14 protein-coding genes are annotated in these 17995 nt (G+C 62.4%); 7 read left to right on the forward strand and 7 right to left on the reverse strand.

What is annotated here, in order from left to right:
* The first annotated feature begins 5 nt into the window (after positions 1–5).
* Both ACZ1JM_RS00840 and cobA read left to right on the forward strand, forming a co-directional pair.
* Positions 6–2588 carry a nitrate reductase gene (locus ACZ1JM_RS00840; protein ID WP_465132209.1) on the forward strand — a complete coding sequence of 861 codons (2583 nt, stop codon included), beginning with the start codon at positions 6–8 and terminating at the stop codon, positions 2586–2588.
* A complete protein-coding gene (gene cobA, locus ACZ1JM_RS00845) occupies positions 2585–3364 on the forward strand; it encodes a uroporphyrinogen-III C-methyltransferase (protein ID WP_465132210.1) in 780 nt (259 codons plus the stop codon). The genes ACZ1JM_RS00840 and cobA overlap by 4 nt, the downstream gene beginning before the upstream one ends.
* Positions 3365–3444: 80 nt before the next feature.
* On the opposite strand, the gene ACZ1JM_RS00850 is transcribed toward cobA, so the two are convergent.
* Positions 3445–5955, reverse strand: coding sequence for a TonB-dependent receptor (locus ACZ1JM_RS00850; protein ID WP_465132211.1), 2511 nt, complete (start codon positions 5953–5955; stop codon positions 3445–3447).
* A 391-nt stretch (positions 5956–6346) separates the two neighbouring features.
* On the opposite strand from ACZ1JM_RS00850, the gene ACZ1JM_RS00855 reads away from it, so the two are divergent.
* Positions 6347–7306, forward strand: a complete 960-nt coding sequence (locus tag ACZ1JM_RS00855; protein WP_465132212.1) for a hypothetical protein — start codon at positions 6347–6349, stop codon at positions 7304–7306.
* A 10-nt stretch (positions 7307–7316) separates the two neighbouring features.
* Here ACZ1JM_RS00855 and ACZ1JM_RS00860 read toward each other — a convergent pair whose 3' ends face one another.
* Genes ACZ1JM_RS00860 through ACZ1JM_RS00880 form a run of 5 tightly spaced genes read right to left on the reverse strand, consistent with a single transcriptional unit; the run spans position 7317 to position 11716 of the window.
* Positions 7317–7952 carry a DsbA family oxidoreductase gene (locus tag ACZ1JM_RS00860; protein ID WP_465132213.1) on the reverse strand — a complete coding sequence of 212 codons (636 nt, stop codon included), beginning with the start codon at positions 7950–7952 and terminating at the stop codon, positions 7317–7319.
* A 25-nt stretch (positions 7953–7977) separates the two neighbouring features.
* The gene (locus tag ACZ1JM_RS00865) at positions 7978–8631 is read right to left on the reverse strand and encodes an isochorismatase family protein (RefSeq protein ID WP_465132214.1); all 654 of its coding nucleotides are present in this window, start codon (positions 8629–8631) and stop codon (positions 7978–7980) included.
* Complete coding sequence (gene leuD / locus ACZ1JM_RS00870; RefSeq protein WP_465132215.1) at positions 8628–9254, reverse strand: 3-isopropylmalate dehydratase small subunit; 627 nt, start codon at positions 9252–9254, stop codon at positions 8628–8630. The genes ACZ1JM_RS00865 and leuD overlap by 4 nt, the downstream gene beginning before the upstream one ends.
* On the reverse strand, positions 9254–10660 hold the full coding sequence (leuC, locus tag ACZ1JM_RS00875; protein WP_465132548.1) for a 3-isopropylmalate dehydratase large subunit: 1407 nt from the start codon (positions 10658–10660) through the stop codon (positions 9254–9256). The genes leuD and leuC overlap by 1 nt, the downstream gene beginning before the upstream one ends.
* 42 nt (positions 10661–10702) lie before the next feature.
* A complete protein-coding gene (locus ACZ1JM_RS00880; protein WP_465132216.1) occupies positions 10703–11716 on the reverse strand; it encodes an alpha/beta fold hydrolase in 1014 nt (337 codons plus the stop codon).
* Between the two features lie 130 nt (positions 11717–11846).
* On the opposite strand from ACZ1JM_RS00880, the gene ACZ1JM_RS00885 reads away from it, so the two are divergent.
* From ACZ1JM_RS00885 to ACZ1JM_RS00900, 4 genes are all read left to right on the forward strand, one after another.
* The gene (locus ACZ1JM_RS00885; protein ID WP_465132217.1) at positions 11847–13439 is read left to right on the forward strand and encodes a flavin monoamine oxidase family protein; all 1593 of its coding nucleotides are present in this window, start codon (positions 11847–11849) and stop codon (positions 13437–13439) included.
* 112 nt (positions 13440–13551) lie between these two features.
* Positions 13552–14478, forward strand: coding sequence for a polysaccharide deacetylase family protein (locus tag ACZ1JM_RS00890; protein ID WP_465132218.1), 927 nt, complete (start codon positions 13552–13554; stop codon positions 14476–14478).
* Complete coding sequence (locus ACZ1JM_RS00895; protein ID WP_465132219.1) at positions 14478–15629, forward strand: FAD-dependent oxidoreductase; 1152 nt, start codon at positions 14478–14480, stop codon at positions 15627–15629. Before ACZ1JM_RS00890 ends, ACZ1JM_RS00895 begins: the two co-directional genes overlap by 1 nt.
* Positions 15626–17128 carry an aldehyde dehydrogenase family protein gene (locus ACZ1JM_RS00900; protein ID WP_465132220.1) on the forward strand — a complete coding sequence of 501 codons (1503 nt, stop codon included), beginning with the start codon at positions 15626–15628 and terminating at the stop codon, positions 17126–17128. Before ACZ1JM_RS00895 ends, ACZ1JM_RS00900 begins: the two co-directional genes overlap by 4 nt.
* 62 nt (positions 17129–17190) lie before the next feature.
* Here the strand turns inward: ACZ1JM_RS00900 and ACZ1JM_RS00905 are convergent, their stop codons facing one another.
* Positions 17191–17985 carry an IclR family transcriptional regulator domain-containing protein gene (locus tag ACZ1JM_RS00905; RefSeq protein ID WP_465132221.1) on the reverse strand — a complete coding sequence of 265 codons (795 nt, stop codon included), beginning with the start codon at positions 17983–17985 and terminating at the stop codon, positions 17191–17193.
* Between the last annotated feature and the right edge of the window lie 10 nt (positions 17986–17995).

Below are 17995 nucleotides of genomic sequence, written 5' to 3' on the forward strand. Positions count from 1 at the left end.
CCGCGATGCCGGCCACGGGGGCGCCTGTCCGCACCACTTGCGCCTACTGCGGCGTTGGCTGCGGCATTGCCGCCACCGTCACCGGCCCTCGTGAGGTAACGATCAAGGGCGATCCGGCGCACCCGGCCAATCATGGGCGTTTATGTTCCAAGGGAACCCACCTGGGAGAGACGGTGTCGCTCGATGGACGTCTGCTCACCCCGATGATCGGCAGCGAACCGGCCGGTTGGGACGATGCTCTCGATCTGGTGGCCTCGCGAATGCGCGCCTGCATCGATGAGCACGGACCCGACAGCGTCGCCTTCTACGTCTCGGGGCAATTGCTGACCGAAGACTACTATGCCGCCAACAAGCTGATGAAGGGCTTCATCGGCAGCGGCAATATCGACACCAACTCGCGGCTCTGCATGGCGAGCGCGGTCGCCGCGCATAACCGCGCCTTCGGCGAAGACGTGGTCCCATGCTCGTACGACGATCTCGACGATACGGACCTAGTCCTGCTGGTGGGATCGAACACGGCATGGTGCCACCCGGTCGTCTGGCAACGTCTGGAAAAGGCGCGCGAAACACGCGGAACCAAGCTGGTCGTCATCGACCCGCGCCGCACCGAAACCGCCGAGCAGGCGGACCTGCACGTCGCCATCGCCCCCGACGGCGACGTCGCCCTGTTCAACGCACTGCTGTTCGATATGCGGCAGCGCGGTCGGGTGGACGAGGAATACCTTGCCGCCCATGTCGATGTGGACGCCGGGTTCTGGGAGGTGCCAAATGCTGCGCCCGGCGTCCCAGAGACATTCGCCGCTTTGTGCGATCTCGTCGCCGCACATCCGCGCATGATCACGCTGTTCAGCCAGGGCGCAAACCAGTCCGTCTGCGGGACGGACAAGGGCAACGCCATTATTAATCTGCACCTCGCCACCGGACGCATCAACAGCGCGGGATCGGGACCGTTCAGCATCACCGGCCAGCCCAACGCCATGGGTGGACGCGAAGTGGGCGGTCTGGCGAATACGCTGGCCTGTCACCTCGGTTTCAGTGGGGCGGAACGTGCCGACGTGGCCGCGTTCTGGGATGCGCCCAACCTGTGCGCCGGGCCGGGCCTGAAAGCGGTGGACCTGTTTCGCGCCATCCATGAAGGGCGCATCCGCTTCCTTTGGGTGATGGCGACCAACCCGGCGGTCTCCATGCCTGACAGCGCTTTCGTTCGCGAAGCGCTTGCCCGCTGCCCGACGGTCGTGGTGTCGGACATCATCGCCGATACCGACACCGGCCGCTTCGCCCACATCCGCCTGCCTGCGCATGGATGGGGCGAAAAGGACGGCACCGTCACCAACTCCGAACGACGGATCAGCCGCCAGCGGGCTCTGTTCGCCGCCCCCGGCGAGGCGCGAGCCGACTGGCGCATCATCGCCGACGTCGCCGCGCGAATGGGGTGGGGTGAGCACTTCGCGTGGAGCAACGCCGCTGCGATCTTCCGCGAATATGCCGCGATGACCGGTCTTGCTGGCAGGCATGGCAAGAAGCTCGATCTGTCCGCCCATGCCAATCTCGACGATGCCGGATACGCCGCTCTCGAACCCTTTCAGTGGGGTGGCAGGCATCCGCTCGGCGCTGGCTTTCCCACCCCGTCCGGGAGGGCGCGACTGGTGCGGGTGGAACCCGCTGCCCCGGTGACGAACGCTGCCTTCCCCTTGCGGTTGAACACCGCGCGCTATCGCGATCAGTGGCATACGATGACCCGCACGGGCCTGTCACCCACGCTGTCCCAGCATCGGCCTGAGCCGCTCCTCGAAGTCCACCTGGCAGATGCCGCGGAGTTGGAGTTGGTTGACGGAGGGTTGGCCCGCGTCGAGACACCGGACGGAGCCGCCACATTCCGCGTTTCGGTTTCTGCCGGTCAGCGTCGGGGGGAAGTCTGCGCCCCGATGCACTGGACCGACGCAATGGCGGGGGAGGGGCGAGCCAACCGCCTGCCGTCGCAGGCCGTCGATCCCGTGTCCGGCCAGCCCGGCTTCAAGAACGCCTCAGCTCGTGTCGTGCCGGTCACGCCCGAATGGCGCGGGTTTCTGGTGCGTCAGGACGTGCTCACCCCGACCGGGCTGCTTTACTGGACCCGCTCCCGCGTAAAGGCTGGCTGGCTGTACGAACTGGCCGGTCACGGCATGATCGACATCGATGCGCTGATGCCTGACGGCGAGCGTTTGGAAGTCGTCGACATCGCACGCGGGATGCGCCGGATCGCGGTGCGGGACCATTCCGGCAACCTGATCGCGGCGGCGTATCTCACCAAGTCGGGTCAACTGCCGCCGCGAGAATGGGTGGCGGGGCAATTGGGCGGTGATGAAGCCAGCGCCGTCGAACTGCTCGCCGGTCGGCCCAGCGCACCCCTGCCGGATCGCGGGCCTATCGTCTGCGTCTGTCACGGCGTTGGCGAAACCGATGTTGCCGCAGCGATCGGTGGCGGAGCGGCGAGCGTGGGCGAGGTGGGAGCTTGCACTCGCGCGGGCACGAACTGTGGCTCCTGCCGCCCTGCCATTGCCAGACTGATCGAAGCGTACATGCCCATCGAAGTGGAGGCGGCGGAATGAGCGACTTTCCCGAAGGCTCGGTATGGCTGGTGGGCGCCGGACCGGGCGATGCCGAATTGCTGACACGCAAGGCCGAACGGCTGATTGGCGAGGCCAGCGTGATTTTCTACGATGCGCTGGTTGGGTCGGAGATCCTTGAAATGGCGGCGCGATCTGCTCGCCTTGTCCATGTTGGCAAGCGGTCAGGTCGCCATTCCAAGGATCAGAAGACGATCGACCGGCTGATCGTGGACGCCGCTCTGGCGGGGGAGAAGGTGGTCAGGTTAAAAGGCGGCGACCCGTCGATCTTCGGCCGCGCGACAGAGGAGCTGGAAGCCTGCCGCGCGGCGGGCATCACCATCCGGGTCTGTCCCGGCGTCACTGCCGCGAGCGCAGCGGCGGCAAGCCTCGGTGCCTCGCTGACCCTACGAGGTCTGGCACGGAAGCTGACGTTCGTGACGGCGCACGCACGGGCCGGCGAAGCGCTGGACCTCGATTGGGACCGCCTCGCCGATCCGGAAGCGACATTGGCTGTGTACATGGGCAAGGCGGCAGCGGGCGAAGTGTCCACGCGGCTCATTGCGGCGGGCCTGCCATCGACAACGCCGGTAACGCTGGTGGAGAACGCCAGTCTGCCGAGCGAGCGTCATTTTCATACGACCATTGGCCTGCTCCCGCTGGCGGCACGGACCGCGCTGGGTGACGGCCCGGCGCTCCTCCTCATCGGTGAAGCGATGCGGCAGGCTGCCGTATCCAGCAACCAGTACGTCAAGAAACGCGCGCTCACGCCAACCTGACCGTTAAATACTGACGATTCACAAAAAAAAGGCCAGGCGCTTTCGCACCCGGCCTTCCTTTTTTACCGATTATGCTTCGATCAGAACTTGACCTTGGCCTGTACACCGAAGGTGCGCAGATCAGGCAGACCAAGCATCAACGACGAGAAGCGCGCGGCTGCAGCTGCCGGAACGGCGGTGTTCGGTCCAAGGACATAGTTGTCCGAAACCGACAGCGGGGTCTTCGTGTTGAAGATGTTGGTCACGAAGGCTTCGACCGAAATGTTGCCGTGGGTGATGCCTGCACGAGCATTGAACATGTGCAGGTCCGGGGTACGGGCGAGATTTGCTTCGTTCGACCAGACGCCGGACTTGAAGTTCCAATCGCCACGCAGGAACCAGCTACCGTCGTCCCAACCTTCGATGGCGGTCCCGACCTGTACACCCACGTTAGCGGAGTACTTGGAGGTGTTCTTCATCTCCTTGCCGGAGAAGTTGTACAGTCCGGTAAGGGCGCTGACACCCGAGTTCAGATAGTTCTTGATGTCGGAGTCGTTGATAGCACCGGCAGCATCGATCGTCACAAAGTCCGTGGGACGCCACGATACTTCGCCTTCGATACCGCGAAGGTCGACCGAACCGGCATTAGCCGATGCCGTGACGAAGCTGAACCCGGTTGCCGTGCCATCGGGGACCACGATGATGGTCGAGTTGATCTGGTTCTTCCATTGCGCATAGTACGCCGCGAAGCTGTAGCGGATGGTAGATCCCAGACGGCCCTTCAGGCCGATTTCGTAGTTCGTGATCTTCTCGGGTTCGAGGGCCAGCTGACCACCGGCATCGGCAGCAGCCTGCTGTACCGGCTCTGTCTGCGACAGAATGTTGGTGTTGAACTGTGCTGGGTTCACACCCTTCGCCCATGAGGCATAGACCATCGTGTCCGGGTTGATCTGCCAGTTGATGATCGCGCGGGGGGTGAAGTTCTTGTACTTCGCCTCCGCGAGCAACGCACCGCCTTCGTAGCGCCCACGTGGAATGAACGCGCTGGATGCAACGGTAAGGCCGGAAGGACGTGCAAAGGATTGAAGGACGTCGATTTGATAGCGGCCCTCGATACTCGCCGAGATGGTGTCAGTGAGGTTGTAGGTCAGTCCGAAGAACATGCCCGTAGTCTTGTTGCGGCTAAGGCCGCCAGGAACGAGAACGCTTGCCGACAAAGCGCGGGAATCACCGCCTAGGCCTTGCAATTGATCTGCATTGAGATAGCTGATGCCAGCAACGCCGCGGAACGCTCCACTCTCGTAGGCGAGGCGACCTTCAACCGAAAAATCGTCGATCTTGCGTTCGATCAGGAACGGGAAGGTGTAGTATCCCTGACCAAAGCAGTTGGTTGGGGCTGCCGTCGTGCAGGTTGGTCCAGTAAGCGCTCGTCCATCATAACCGTCCAGATCGATAAGCGTCGTCCAGACTTCACGATTGTAACCAGCAAGGAAGGACGCAGTCAGACCTTCGGTGACGTCCCAGTCCAAGGTCGCATGCGCATGGCGCGTGCGGCGCAGCAGGCCGTAGCCTTGCACGCCTTCTTTTGGACTAACTACGCGGTTGGTACCGATGTTGAGGAACTGACGAATGAAGTCGTTGTCCGCCACGTTGGCGGTAATCGGATTGGCAGGGTACGGAATGGTGCCGCAGAAGAATGGGTTTTGAACGGGGCGACCAACCACGGCACCAGTATTAGGATCAAGAACTCCGCGATCGTCACCCGACAGCGTGCAGTTGGACTGGCTGGCGACCACAATGTTACCGGCCGCGTCACGCACGTCATACGCATAAAGGCGCGTCTGGGCCGAAGGACCGTCCTTGTCTTCGCTCATCATGCCGAACAGCTTGATGGTGACGTCGGGCGACGGCGTGATCGCGAACATGATCGAGCCGCTGGTGGTCGACTGGTCACCCAGCGTGCGGCCATCGTAATTGCGGTATGATCCGTTGCGCGAGAACTTTTCGCCGCCGACACGGAACGACAGCAGGTCTTCGATGATCGGACCTTCGACCGATCCACGCAGGCGCCAGTTGTTGCGCGTGCCGACCATGCCGAGCATTTCGCCGCCCCACTCGTTGCCGGGAACCTTTGTCACGACGTTGATCGCGCCAGCGAAGGTGTTGCGGCCGAAGTAGGCGCTTTGCGGGCCCTTGATGATTTCAACGCGCTCGGGGTTGCTGATCGCGCTGAGCTGCGAAGGCGAAGACACGGCAACACCATCGATAAACATCGACGTCGTCGTCGCCAGCGTGCTCGACGGGGTCATGCCGCGCAGGACGACCTGCTGGAATGAGCGGTCGGCGTGGCCGGACGAGCTGTTGTTGACGTTGATGCCGGGGGTGGACGCAGCCATGTCGACGACCGACACGATGCCCTTGGCGTCCAGCGCTTCCGACGTCAGCGCGACCACGGTCACGGGCGTCTTGAGAATGTCTTCGCCCGTTTTACGCGCGGTGACGATAATGTCTCCGCCTACGCCTTCGTTCGCTGGCGCGGTCTGAGCGACGGCAGGAACGGCGAGGCCGGTTGCCAGTGCGATAGTCGACAACGCTGATGCGAGTCGGATCATGTTAGATGTTCCAGTCATTCTTATCCCTCAATGCTGATCAATCCCCGCGCCATCGCGGACTAAGACTGCATTCCTGCCTGCTTTTTCTTTTCGGTCGTCCTTACCGGTCGATGCCGTGCATCACTGCCAGTCAAACCGATGTGCGACGCAAGACCACTTACCCTCACATAGCTTTGCCGACCGCCCTGTTGATCTTGTTTGGATCGCTGCCGGTGAGCCATTAGTTGACCCAGGTTCCTCCTGAATCCTTCTCAAATCATGTCGTATTCGCCTGTCGGATTAGATATGCTCTATCGGGGGCAGCATTTGCTTATCGGGTTCGTTTTAACCGAAGAGCGGATGTTCCGCCGAGAATGATGCTGGAATGCAGGTGGGGCTGCACAGTCAGCCAATGATCGCAATTGATAACGGATTCGAAGAGGCGGTCGCCATTGTCGGCGATTGCGACGCCAGTGCCTACAGACTCTGCGCGGCAACGGGGTATGCCGTCCGCCATCGCGGACAATTGCCCCAAGGCGCAGGCGCTGTACTTGGCATTGATCAAAGTGTCATCGGGCGAGAGGTCCTGATAGCCCATCCCGATGCTTCACGGGGTGCAATTCGGCTTGTCACACTCGACACGAATACTTTGCACGCTCCCATGCGCGATGGCGGCCAGGCATGGGATCCGGGGGGTATATTCGACATCAACATGCGAGCGCTTTCCGGTATCGAGGATCTACATGCGTCCTTCGGTGCGGCCCATTTCATAAGCCCGTCACCGATCATCGACTGGGACTTCGGGCCGCTCGGTGTGAGGGAAGTGGTGGAACGCGATGCCGATGGGCTTTGCATCGCACTGATGGAGCGCGTGCATCCGCCGCTTACTGAATACGAAAGCATATCGGGGCCAGCGTCGTGGGTATTCAACTCGACCCAGGTCGTCAGTGATTTCGATGCGGCACGGCGAGTATTCGTGGATGGTATGGGATGGTCTCCGGTACAGGAAACGACCGGACCCGTGGCTGTCGGTGATGGTGCCAATTGCATGGGCCTTCCGCTCGGCCTCGCGCCGGACATTTCCATGCAGATCGGGATCTATCATCCGCAGGGGAAGATGGAAGGTTCGATCGAGATCATCGCATTCGGTTGCGGTGGCCGGGACTATTCCAAAGCGAAGCCGCCAGGACGCGGGTGGGCGTCGTTGCGCCTACCCGTCAGTGATCTTGCCGACATGGCCTCGCGGATGAAGGCAGCCGGTTGCGACGTTAGCGAGGAAGTGACGTTCGAATGGCTACCTCACGGAAACGTGCGCGCGGCTTGCGCGGTCACACCCTGGGGGGCGCGCCTTGAGTTGTTGGAGCGCATCTGACGACGATTGATCAGGCGCTCGCAGCAATTTGCCGCAGCGCCTGTGCGAACACTTCCGGAGGTTGCCCTCCGCTGATCAGATGCTGGTCATTGATAACGATCGCAGGAACGCTTGTTATCCCACGGGAACGCCAGCCGCGTTCTTCGTCTCTGACGGCGTCGGCAAATTCGGTGCCAGCAAGTATTTGCCTGGCTCGATCAATATCAAGACCCGTACTGGCTACAGCGCTGAGCAAAACTTCAGGGTCCGCTACGTTTCGACCTTCGGTGAAGTAGGCCTCAAATAGCGCCAGTTTCAGGTCGATTTGTGCTTCATCGTCGCGGCACCAGTATAACAGTCGATGGGCATCGAACGTGTTGTAGATCCGGCTGTCATCCGAGGTCGAAATTTCGAAGCCAACGGCTGCCGCGCGTTCTGATACGGCTGTACGCATCATGCTCAGATGTTCGGGAGTTATGCCGGGCTTATTGGCGAAGTACTCGCGCAAGGGTTGACCGGCTTTGTCAATTGTCGGATTCAACTGGAATGGGCGGCAGCGGATCTGCGCGGTCACTTCGCCGCTGAGCCGGTCGAGCGCGATCTGCAGGCCGCGAAGGCCGACGATGCACCACGGGCAGGCGACATCAGATACGAAGTCGATCTTCACTGATGCCGCCATGGGTGCGCCCTCTTCAGGCCTGAACGCCAGCGGGGCGCTTGAGTCCCTGCAGGAAGGCAATGGTCTCGGCTTCGCTTACCACGTCGGCGTACTTGGCGTTCATGTCGAAAAGGTTGGCTTCGTGGGGCGCGGCGTGACGATCGCCGCAGGCTTCGGACACCACGGCGGTCTTGAAGCCATAGGACATGGAATCGATGCAGCTGGCGCGGATGCAGCCGGACGTGGTCAGGCCAGTCAGGATCACGCTATCGATCCCGGCGGCGGTCAGCGTCGAGGACAGCGACGTGCCGAAGAAGGCGCTGGGGTATTGTTTGGATATGACCAGTTCATCCTCGAACGGCGTCAGTCCCGGCCCCCAGGCACCCATCGGACTACCCTTCAGGAAGTTCTTAAGCGGCATGGCCTTTTCATAGAAGCGACCGCCGTCGATCCCCGACGGGTGATAGACCACGTTGGTCAGGATCACCGGCACACCGGCTTCGCGGGCGGCGGCACGGACGCGTAGGGCCGACGCGATGGCATCGTCCACTTCGGAGTAGAGAGCGTTGCCCGGCTCGAAATAGGCCTGGCAGAAGTCGATCAGCAGCAGAGCGGGGCGGGACCCGAAGCCTACTCGGTTGTCATAGGCCTTCTTGTAGTTGGCAAGAAGTTCTTCTTCGGTGCTCATGCGTCTTGTCCTTCGTAAAGCCACGGCTGTACGCGGCGCTGTTCCTGCTCGAACGTATCTATATCCGGGCCGTACTGGTTGAGTATCTGATCGGTTTCATCCCATCCGTTCAACATCGCTAGGCGACGTTCCGGGTCGATATGAAACGCGCGTGTAGGCTGGCCGGTAACGCGCAACTCCTGTGCTTCCAGATCGACCGTGAACGTCTCGCCAGCTTCCGCTGCATCCATCAGTGCCGAAACGTCGTCGGCGGGCAGAAGAATGGGGACGATCCCGTTGCGTTGGCAGTTGGAGAAGAAAATCTCGCCAAAGCTGGACGAAATGACGGCGCGCGTGCCGAGGCCGTCCAGCGCCCAGACCGCCTGTTCGCGACTGGACCCGGAACCGAAATTCGCGCCTGCGACGATTACCGGCGGGTTGCGCAGACCTTCCGTGTTTAGCACGTAACCAGGCACTTCCTGTCCGGTCGCATCGTAGCGGCGATCGTGGAAAGCATAGCGACCGAGGCCGGCGCGGGCGGTGATGAGAAGAAAGCGAGCGGGATAGATGATATCGGTATCGATATTCTCTTCGCGCATCGCGGCGGCACGGCCGATGACGGTGGTGAACGGCTTGGCGGGCATCAGGCAAACTCCCTAACGTCGGCGAGATGGCCCGAGATCGCGGCGGCCGCGGCCATGGCGGGGCTCATCAGGTGCGTTCGTCCACCCGGACCCTGGCGGCCCTCAAAATTGCGGTTGGAAGTGCTGGCGCAACGCTCGCCCGGAGCGAGGCGGTCTTCGTTCATGGCGACGCACATGGAGCATCCGGCGAAGCGCCATTCGAACCCGGCGTCCAGAAAGACGCGATCAAGCCCCTCCGCTTCGGCAAGTGAGCGGGTGGCGGTCGATCCGGGAACCACGATCGCGCGTACGCCCCCCGCGACCTTGCGACCTTTCGCAATGGCCGCCGCAGAGCGCAGATCTTCGATCCGGCCATTGGTGCATGAACCGATGAACACATGATCCACGGGTACGCTGGTGAGCGACTGCCCCGGCTCCAGCCCCATGTACGCGATCGCCTTTTCGGTTTCCCGGCGCTGGGAAGCATCGGCAATGGTGGTGGGGTCGGGGATAGAGGCGCCGATGGGAAGGGTCTGGTTCGGACTGGTGCCCCAGCTGACCTGCGGTTCGATTGCGCTGAGATCCAGCGTCACCACTTTGTCGTAGCCAGCACCAGTATCGCTGGCGAGGGTGCGCCAGTAGGCTGTCGCGCCGGCCCAGGAATCGCCTTTGGGAGCGAGGCGACGGCCTTGCAGGTAAGCGAAAGTCACCTCGTCCGGCGCGACCAGACCCATGCGGCTTCCGGCCTCGATCGTCATGTTGCACAAGGTCATGCGCTCGGCCATCGACATGGCGGCTACCGCCGGGCCGACGTATTCCACGGCATGGCCGACCGCCCCATTTGCGCCGATGCGCGCGATCAGGGCAAGAGCGACGTCCTTTGCGCCGACCAGCGGGTGAAGCTGTCCGGTCAGCTCGACCTTCATCGTCCGCGCCTTGGCCTGTGGCAGCGCCTGTGCGGCCATCACGCTGCCTTGTTCGCTGGCGCCGATGCCGAACGCCAGCGCGCCGAATGCCCCGTGCGTGGTGGTGTGGCTATCGCCGCACACGATCGTCGTACCGGGCAGGGTGAAGCCGGTTTCCGGGCCGATGACGTGGACGATGCCTTGCTCGGGCCCTTCCAGATCGGCGTAGGGCACCGCGAACTCGGCGACGTTCTCTTCCAGTTCGGCGACCTGAGCGCGAGCCTGCGGATCAGGGATATCCCCTCCTCGCTGGCTGGTGGGGACAGCGTGATCCGCGACGCCCAGATGCGTTTCGGGGCGCCGTAGCCGCCTGCCGCTTTCACGCATCGCCACGAACGCCTGCGGGCTGCTGACCTCGTGAACGATATGGCGATCGATATAGAGCAGGCTTACGCCGCCCGGCATCTCGGCCACGACGTGGCTGTCCCACAGCTTTTCATAAAGGGTGCGCGGTGCGTTCATCATGGATTTCTTTTGTTGGATAGCCCGGCGAACCGGCCGGCATCACTTGGAAGAAAGGTTAGGCGTTCCCGCTTCGACATAGGCCGCGATCAGCTGCGCGAAACGGTCGGGAACTTCCAGCGGGGGGTAGTGGCCGACATCAGGCATGACCACCTTGGATATCTGGGCGTTGGCAAGGTAGCGGGTGATGGCATTCACGGCTGACTCCGGCAGCAGGGGGTCCGCACCGCCCCATATCAGGAACGCGGGCTGGCGAACCTTGGCCATCTCGACCGTCGCTTTCTTGCCGTCGCCGATGCGCGCGACCAGACCGATCAGGTTCTTCTCCGGTACGCGGCGGTAGAAGTCGTAGTATTCCTTGCGCGTCTGCGCGGAAATCCGGCTGGCATCGCCCGCGAAATAGCTGAGAAATTCGTTCCAGAAGTCCTGATCGCGAAACCCGGTGGCTTTTGCCCGCGCCTGCGCATCAAGGAAGCTTTTGGGCATCACCAGATGGCTCGTATCGACCGGATCGGACGGGGTGTTCGACAGGATCAACCGCTCCACCATGTCGGGACGGCGGGCGGCAAGGTACATGCCCATGGTGCCGCCGCTGGACACGCCAACGAACGTTACTTTCCTGACGCCCAGCTTGTCGAGCAGGGCGATCGGCACGTCGGTAGGGGTCAGCTTCTTGAGAGCCTCGTCAGTAGGCCCCTCGGACAGGCCGTAGCTCGGCAGATCGAAGCGGACCACGCGATAGCGCTTTTTCAGGACTTGCGTGATGCGGTCCCACGTCTTCAAGCTGCTTTCCGAACCGTGCACCATGAGCAGCACTGGCGCGCTGCGCGGACCTTCATCCTTGTAGTGAATGGACAAGCCGCCGACGTCCAGAAAGCGGCTTTGCGGATCGGAATAGGTCTTGCGCAACTGGGCAAGCGTCAGCCACGGATGGGCGGTGGCGGCTTGCGCGGCGCTGGACGATGCAGGAGCCTGCTGCGCACTGGCGCCGGTCGCTGCCAGCGCTACAGAGGCCGACAACAGGGCGAAAACCCACGTGCGAAGGCGGTTCTGCATGAGGCTCGATCCTTATCTGTCGCGGTTTTCCGCAAGGTTTGGTCTGGCTAAGACGTAACTTCATCATCCCTGATGTCCGAGAAGCAAAGAGAATTATCCGCCAGATGGTGATGCGCCGCTCTTTGCCTTTATGCGCGATCAGGTGATGTACCTCTCCGCACAGCTCGTTTTCTTGCCCGCCTCACGCGCCGGCAAGGGCGGGGTGTTGAATAAGGAGCAGGCAGTCATGGTGATGGATAGGCGCAAGTTCGCTCTCGGCGCGGCAGCATTGGGAGCCGGTGCGCTGGCAGGGGCTGCCCCGCTCATGGCCGCCACGAAGCCCAGCGCGCCCAAGGCTTCGTCCGCGAAGGCCAAAGGCGCCAAGTCGGCAGGCAGGCAGGCAGGCGAGCCGGACGTCCTGATCCTCGGCGCTGGCATCTCGGGTCTGCAGGCGGCCTGGCTCCTTGAGGAACAGGGGCTGAAGGTCACCGTCGTTGAAGGGCGCGACCGGGTCGGTGGCCGGATCATGACCCTGCTGGATCAGCCGGGCTATCCCGAAATGGGGTTCAACTCCATGGGCGAAGGCTATGGGCGCGGGCTGGATGCTGCCAATCGCGCGGGCGTCGAGATGCACGAAGTGGGCGAGCGTTACCGCCTTGGCCCGCCGCCGCTCGTCTACATCGGCGACAAAGCCATGACCCGAGAGGAATGGGCGAAGTTCCCGGGCAATCCGTTCCCCGATGCGCTGAAGTCCGTCATGCCTGCCGAACTGGCGAACGTCGTCGTTGCAAAGAGCACGCGCCTTGCCGACTGGAACGCCTGGCACGATCCGGCCAACGCGAAGCTCGACATCTCGCTGCACGAATTCCTGCGCCAGCAGGGTTTGTCCGATCCCGCGATCCATCTGGCCTATGGAATCGCGCCTTATTACGGCATGAACGCCTACGACGTGTCGGCGCTGATGACCGAATATAACGACGGCTTCATCAAGGCCCAGATGGCAGCCGGCACCAAGTCGCTTGCCGTCAAGGGCGGCAACTTGCTGATGCCAATGGCGCTTGCCAAGCAGCTGAAGGGCGATCTCCTGCTCGGACGCGAAGTGGTGGCGATCACGCAGTCGGGCGCCAAGGTCACCGTGCATTTTGCCGATGGATCGAACCTGTCCGCGCCCAAGGTAATCTGCACACTGCCGTTCTCCACCCTGCGGAGCGTGGCGATCCAACCCGGTCTGACGGGCATCCAGGCGCAGGCCGTCGCGGAACTCGGCTATCAGCCGATCTCGATGGTGTTCGTGACGGCCGAGACGCCGTTCTGGGAACAGGACGGGCTTGCTCCAGGCATGTGGACCGACGGCATCCTCGGCAATGTCATGCCCCAGCGGTATGGCGAGGATAAGAACCAGATCACCGGGTTCATCGTACAGGCGCGCGCCAATCTCGCGAGTTACTGGGATGCGATGGGCGCCGATATGGCCAAGGCGATGGTCGTGTCCCGGCTGGAGGCGCTGCGCCCTGCCGCCAAAGGCCGTGTGCGCGCGCATTCCTATTTCAGCTGGTCGCAGGAACGCTTCAACCTGGGCGACGTATCCTACCTCGCGCCCGGCCAGGTTGCGTGGCTTGCCGACATGGTCAAGCCTGCCGGCAACCTGTTCTTCGCAGGCGAGCACACCGCCACCGGCGCGCGCGGTCTGGAAGGCGCGCTTGAATCGAGCGAGCGCGTGGCGCTTGAAGTTATGGGCATGTGAATGCCATGAAGCCCCGTCCTTCGGCATGATCCGCAGTCAGCGGTAAGCCGGGGCGGGGAGGATCACCTGAATTAGGTTCGGGTCAACCAAATGTCGCGAGTGAGAATGTCCGATGGAATATGATTACGTCCCCCTGCCGAAGCGTCAGCCCCTCACGTGGCCGAACGGCGCGCGCGTTGCGCTGATCCTGACGTTCAACCTCGAAACATGGGACCTGACCAAGGACACGGACAAGCCGTATTACGCGGGCGGCCCGGCGATCCTGCCGGACGTGCTGCCGGGCAATACCCCTGACTTCCCCAATTTCACCTGGCGCGAATATGGCCAGCGCGTCGGCATCTGGCGCCTGTTCGACTTGTTCGACGAACTGGGTGTGCCGGCAAGCTGCACCACCAACGCCGTGACGTTCGAACGTCGCCAGGCGATGACCGATGCCGTGCTCGAGCGGGGCTGGGAACTGCTGACGCACAACTGGGAGCAGGGTGAACTTCTGTCCAACTTCGCGCACCAGCCTGAGGTTGAGCGCGACATCATCATGCGCAGCCTGGAACAGTTCGAGAAATACACGGGCCGCAAGTCCAAGGGCTGGCTGTCATCCAGCCTGCGCGGCACGCTGCAGACGGCCGACATCCTGGCCGAGCAGGGCTGCACGTTCTACTGCGACATCATGAACGACGATCAGCCGTACCTGCTGCGCACGCCGAACGGGCCGATCGTATCGGTGCCGTATTCGAACGAGATCAACGACTTCACGTTCATCACGCGCAAGAACTTCACGACCGACCAGTTCCGCGATGCGCTCATCGAAGAGCTGGACGTGCTGTACGAGGAAGGCGGCAAGACCGGTCGCATCATGAACGTCGGCCTGCACCCCCACGTGTCCGGCCGCGCGCACCGCGTGCGTGCCCTTCGCGAGTTCATCGAGCATGCAAAATCGCTTCCCGGCGTATGGTGGGCGACGCGCGAAGAGATCGCCGAGTGGTATCTTCAGAACCATGAGAGCCACATCCCCGGCCAGCTTGAAGGCAAGGGCCAGTAATGGCGCGCACTGAAAGCATCGTCGTGGTCGGCGGCGGTATCGCCGGGATGACTGCGGCTGCCGCGCTGGCGCAGGAAGGCTTCAAGGTCACGCTCCTGGAAAGCGCGCGTGAATTCGGCGAGATCGGCGCGGGCGTCACGCTCTCGCCGAACGCGATGAAAGGCCTCGACTTCATCGGCATCTGTGACGATGTCGCCAAGGCAGGTGTCGAACCGAGCCGCCAGCGTATTCAGCATTGGCAGGATGGGCGCACTTTGGTTGCCAAGGATCGCTCGGATCAGCGCGATAAGTACGGTGCGCCGTATGTCACCATCCATCGCGCCGACCTTCACGAGGTTCTGGTCGGCGCCGCGCGGCGCGCTGGCGTCGATCTGCGAACCAACGCGGGCGTGGTCTCCAGCACCGGCAACACGGTGACGCTGGCGGACGGATCGACGGTATCTGGCGATCTGATCGTCGGGGCGGACGGCGTAAAGTCAGTGATCCGCGAGCGGTTCGAGACGACACCGCCGCATTTCACGGGCCACGTTGCCTGGCGCTGCCTGGTGCCGGTCACGCCCGAGCTTCAGGAATTGTCCGATTTTCCCGGTATCATCATCGGCCCCGGTGCGATGATCACCCGGTACAATATTCGCGATTCCAAGGCGATGAACTTCGTTTTCTTCGCCCGTCAGGATGGCTGGAACGAAGAAGGCTGGACGACGCCGGTCGATCCCGACGAAGTGCGTGCCGTCTACGCTGGCTGGTGCGATGATACGCAAAAAATGATCGCAGCAGCCACGCAGCAACCAATGTACAAGTGGGCGATCAACGCCCGGACGGCTCTACCGGGCTGGACGCTGGACGACAATGTGACCCTGATCGGCGACGCGGCGCACGCGATGACCCCTTTCCTGGGCCATGGAGCTGCCTGCGGGATCGAGGATGGCGTGGTTCTGGCGCGCGCACTCGGCGCATCCGACACGATCGCCGAAGGTCTCAAGCGGTACGAAGCCGCGCGCCATGAGCGCGCGACCTTCATCCAGGCGGAAAGTAACGCCAACGCTGACCGCATGCAGGGCCAAAACACCGATTTCTTCGGCCTCGAAGGCATGAAGGATGAAGAATCGCTGGGTCTGTTCACCTACGATTGCAGGACGGTTCCGGTATGAGCGTGCTTCCATTCGACGGACATGCGATCGCGCTTGAGACGCAGGCGTTCCTCGATGCCCCTCACAAGCTGCTGATCGGCGGCGAATGGGTGGAGGGCAGCGGCGAACTCGTCAGCCGCGATCCTGCGACCGGGCTGGAACTGACCCGCGTGCAGACCGGTGGGGCGGCCGAGATCGATCGCGCCGTAGCCGCAGCGCGCAAGGCGTTCGATGGTCCCTGGGGCCGCATGACCGTCGCTGAGCGCACTGCGCTTATGTTCCGGCTCGCGCGGGTCATGGACGAGAACGCGACGCTGTTGACCCAGTTGGACATTCTCGACAATGGCATGCCCGGCTTCATCGCCGGACTGACGACCGCCAACTGCGTCGAGATGATCGATTACTATGCCGGTGCCATCATGCGCATCGAGGGTACGACGATCGCACCGCCGCGTCACATCGCCGCCGAAACGGAGGCGCTGACGTATACCTTGCGTGAGCCAGTCGGCGTCGTCGGCCAGATCGTGCCCTGGAACGTCCCGCTGTCGACCGCGATCCTGAAGCTCGCCCCGGCGCTGGCGGCGGGTTGCACCATCGTCGTCAAGCCCTCCGAAGAAACGCCGCTGTCGGTTCTCGCGCTTGGTCAGATGGTACTGGACGCTGGCCTGCCCGCTGGTGTCGTCAACATCGTCAATGGATACGGCGCGGATGCGGGCGCCGCGATCGCGGCTCATCCGGGGATCGACAAAGTCTCGTTCACCGGCTCCACCGCGACGGGGCGCAAGATCGTGTCGGCCGCTTTGGGCAATCTCAAGAAGGTCAGCCTGGAACTGGGCGGGAAAAGCCCGGTCATGATCATGCCCGATGCCGATCTCGCACTTGCCGTGCCCGGCGTCGCCATGGCGACATTCTTTCTGCAAGGGCAGAACTGCATGGCCGGCACGCGCATCTTCGCCCATGCCGACGTTCATGACGATCTCGTTGCCGGCTTGAAAGGCTTCGCGGAGTCCATGACTCTGGGCCACGGCCTTGATCCCGCGACGATGCAGGGGCCGATGATTTCCGACGCTCATGCGCAAAAGGTGATGGGTTACATCGATGGCGCGCAGTCGGCGGGCGCCACGCTGGTGACGGGCGGTGAGAAGCTGGACCGTCCGGGTAACTTCGTGCGCCCCACGATCTACACGGATTGCCACGCCGACATGCCACTGGTGCGTGAAGAGATTTTCGGCCCGGTCATGGCGATCATGAAAGTCGAGACGACCGATCTGGACGAACTGGCCAGCCTTGCCAACGATACGCCCTATGGCCTCTCAGGTTCGGTATGGACCAAGGATCTGTCGACTGCCCATCGCCTGGTGAAGCGTATCCGCTCAGGCCACGTATCGATCAATTGCCACGGCGCGGTCGGCACCAACATTCCGTTCGGTGGCTACGGCCAGTCCGGTTGGGGACGGGAGTTCGGGCAAGAGGGTCTGGACGGTTACCTGGAAACCAAAGCCGTTACGGCTCGGCTCTGACCCACGTTCCACGTTGATAATTGTTGAGACGGGAGGTTCGCATGGACCTCCCGTCATTTGTTTCAGGCGTTGCCCACGGGAACCGGGTTCGACAGATCATGGCTGATCGCCGCTGCCGTGCCTTTCAGATCGTCCATGTACTGTTCAAGGGCTTGCGTCAGGCGCATTGCCGCAACGAAGAACACCATCGTCATCGCCGCCTCGAAATGACCATTGCGGAAGATCGGCACCGAGATCGACGTCGTCTTGCCGGGCGTCAGGTTGAAGTGGTTACGCCCCTGCACGGCATAGCCTTCAGCGCGGATGCGCTCGACATCCAGGCTGACTTCGGCCGTGGCGAGGTAATTGAGATCGATGTCCTGTGATACGCGCATGAAACGCAGGATCATTTCCCGCTCGTCATCGGGCGCGTAGGCCATCGACACTTTGCCCGATGCACTGTCCAGAATGGGCAGAGTGAAGCCCGGATAGTAATGCTCGAACGTCAGCGACGAATTAGAGTGCGTTGAATCGCGCAGCATCATTTCGCGGCCGACGCGGATGGCGATGGAGATCGGCCAGCCAAGCCGCTTCGTCAGCCCCACAATGTGAGGGCGGGCGATGCGCACCAGTTCATCGTCATGCTGGAATCCCGTGGCGAGGGTCTGCACCATGGCAGTCGCACGGTATCGCTTGCGCGACGGTTCCTGCTCGATCAGGCCTTCGTAAAGCAGGGTCTGCACGATGCGGCATGCCGTCGGATAAGGCACCTGCGATGCCTTGGCGATCTCCATCATCGAAAGCGAGCCGTGCCTGTTGATGGCCTTCAGCGCCGCGATCGACCTCGTGATAGAGCGAATCGGAACCCCTTTTTCCATTGATCATCCC

The sequence above is a fragment of the Novosphingobium sp. BL-S-24 genome, from assembly GCF_055521575.1.

Coding starts and splice junctions, on each gene's coding strand:
- leuC (WP_465132548.1), bottom strand. CDS start 10,660: ATGAACGCACCGCGCACCCTTTATGAAAAGCTGTGGGACAGCCACGTC.
- leuD (WP_465132215.1), bottom strand. CDS start 9,254: ATGCCCGCCAAGCCGTTCACCACCGTCATCGGCCGTGCCGCCGCGATG.
- ACZ1JM_RS00850 (WP_465132211.1), bottom strand. CDS start 5,955: ATGATCCGACTCGCATCAGCGTTGTCGACTATCGCACTGGCAACCGGC.
- ACZ1JM_RS00895 (WP_465132219.1), top strand. CDS start 14,478: ATGGCGCGCACTGAAAGCATCGTCGTGGTCGGCGGCGGTATCGCCGGG.
- ACZ1JM_RS00855 (WP_465132212.1), top strand. CDS start 6,347: ATGATCGCAATTGATAACGGATTCGAAGAGGCGGTCGCCATTGTCGGC.
- ACZ1JM_RS00885 (WP_465132217.1), top strand. CDS start 11,847: ATGCGCGATCAGGTGATGTACCTCTCCGCACAGCTCGTTTTCTTGCCC.
- ACZ1JM_RS00905 (WP_465132221.1), bottom strand. CDS start 17,985: ATGGAAAAAGGGGTTCCGATTCGCTCTATCACGAGGTCGATCGCGGCG.
- ACZ1JM_RS00900 (WP_465132220.1), top strand. CDS start 15,626: ATGAGCGTGCTTCCATTCGACGGACATGCGATCGCGCTTGAGACGCAG.
- ACZ1JM_RS00840 (WP_465132209.1), top strand. CDS start 6: ATGCCGGCCACGGGGGCGCCTGTCCGCACCACTTGCGCCTACTGCGGC.
- ACZ1JM_RS00890 (WP_465132218.1), top strand. CDS start 13,552: ATGGAATATGATTACGTCCCCCTGCCGAAGCGTCAGCCCCTCACGTGG.
- ACZ1JM_RS00880 (WP_465132216.1), bottom strand. CDS start 11,716: ATGCAGAACCGCCTTCGCACGTGGGTTTTCGCCCTGTTGTCGGCCTCT.
- ACZ1JM_RS00865 (WP_465132214.1), bottom strand. CDS start 8,631: ATGAGCACCGAAGAAGAACTTCTTGCCAACTACAAGAAGGCCTATGAC.
- cobA (WP_465132210.1), top strand. CDS start 2,585: ATGAGCGACTTTCCCGAAGGCTCGGTATGGCTGGTGGGCGCCGGACCG.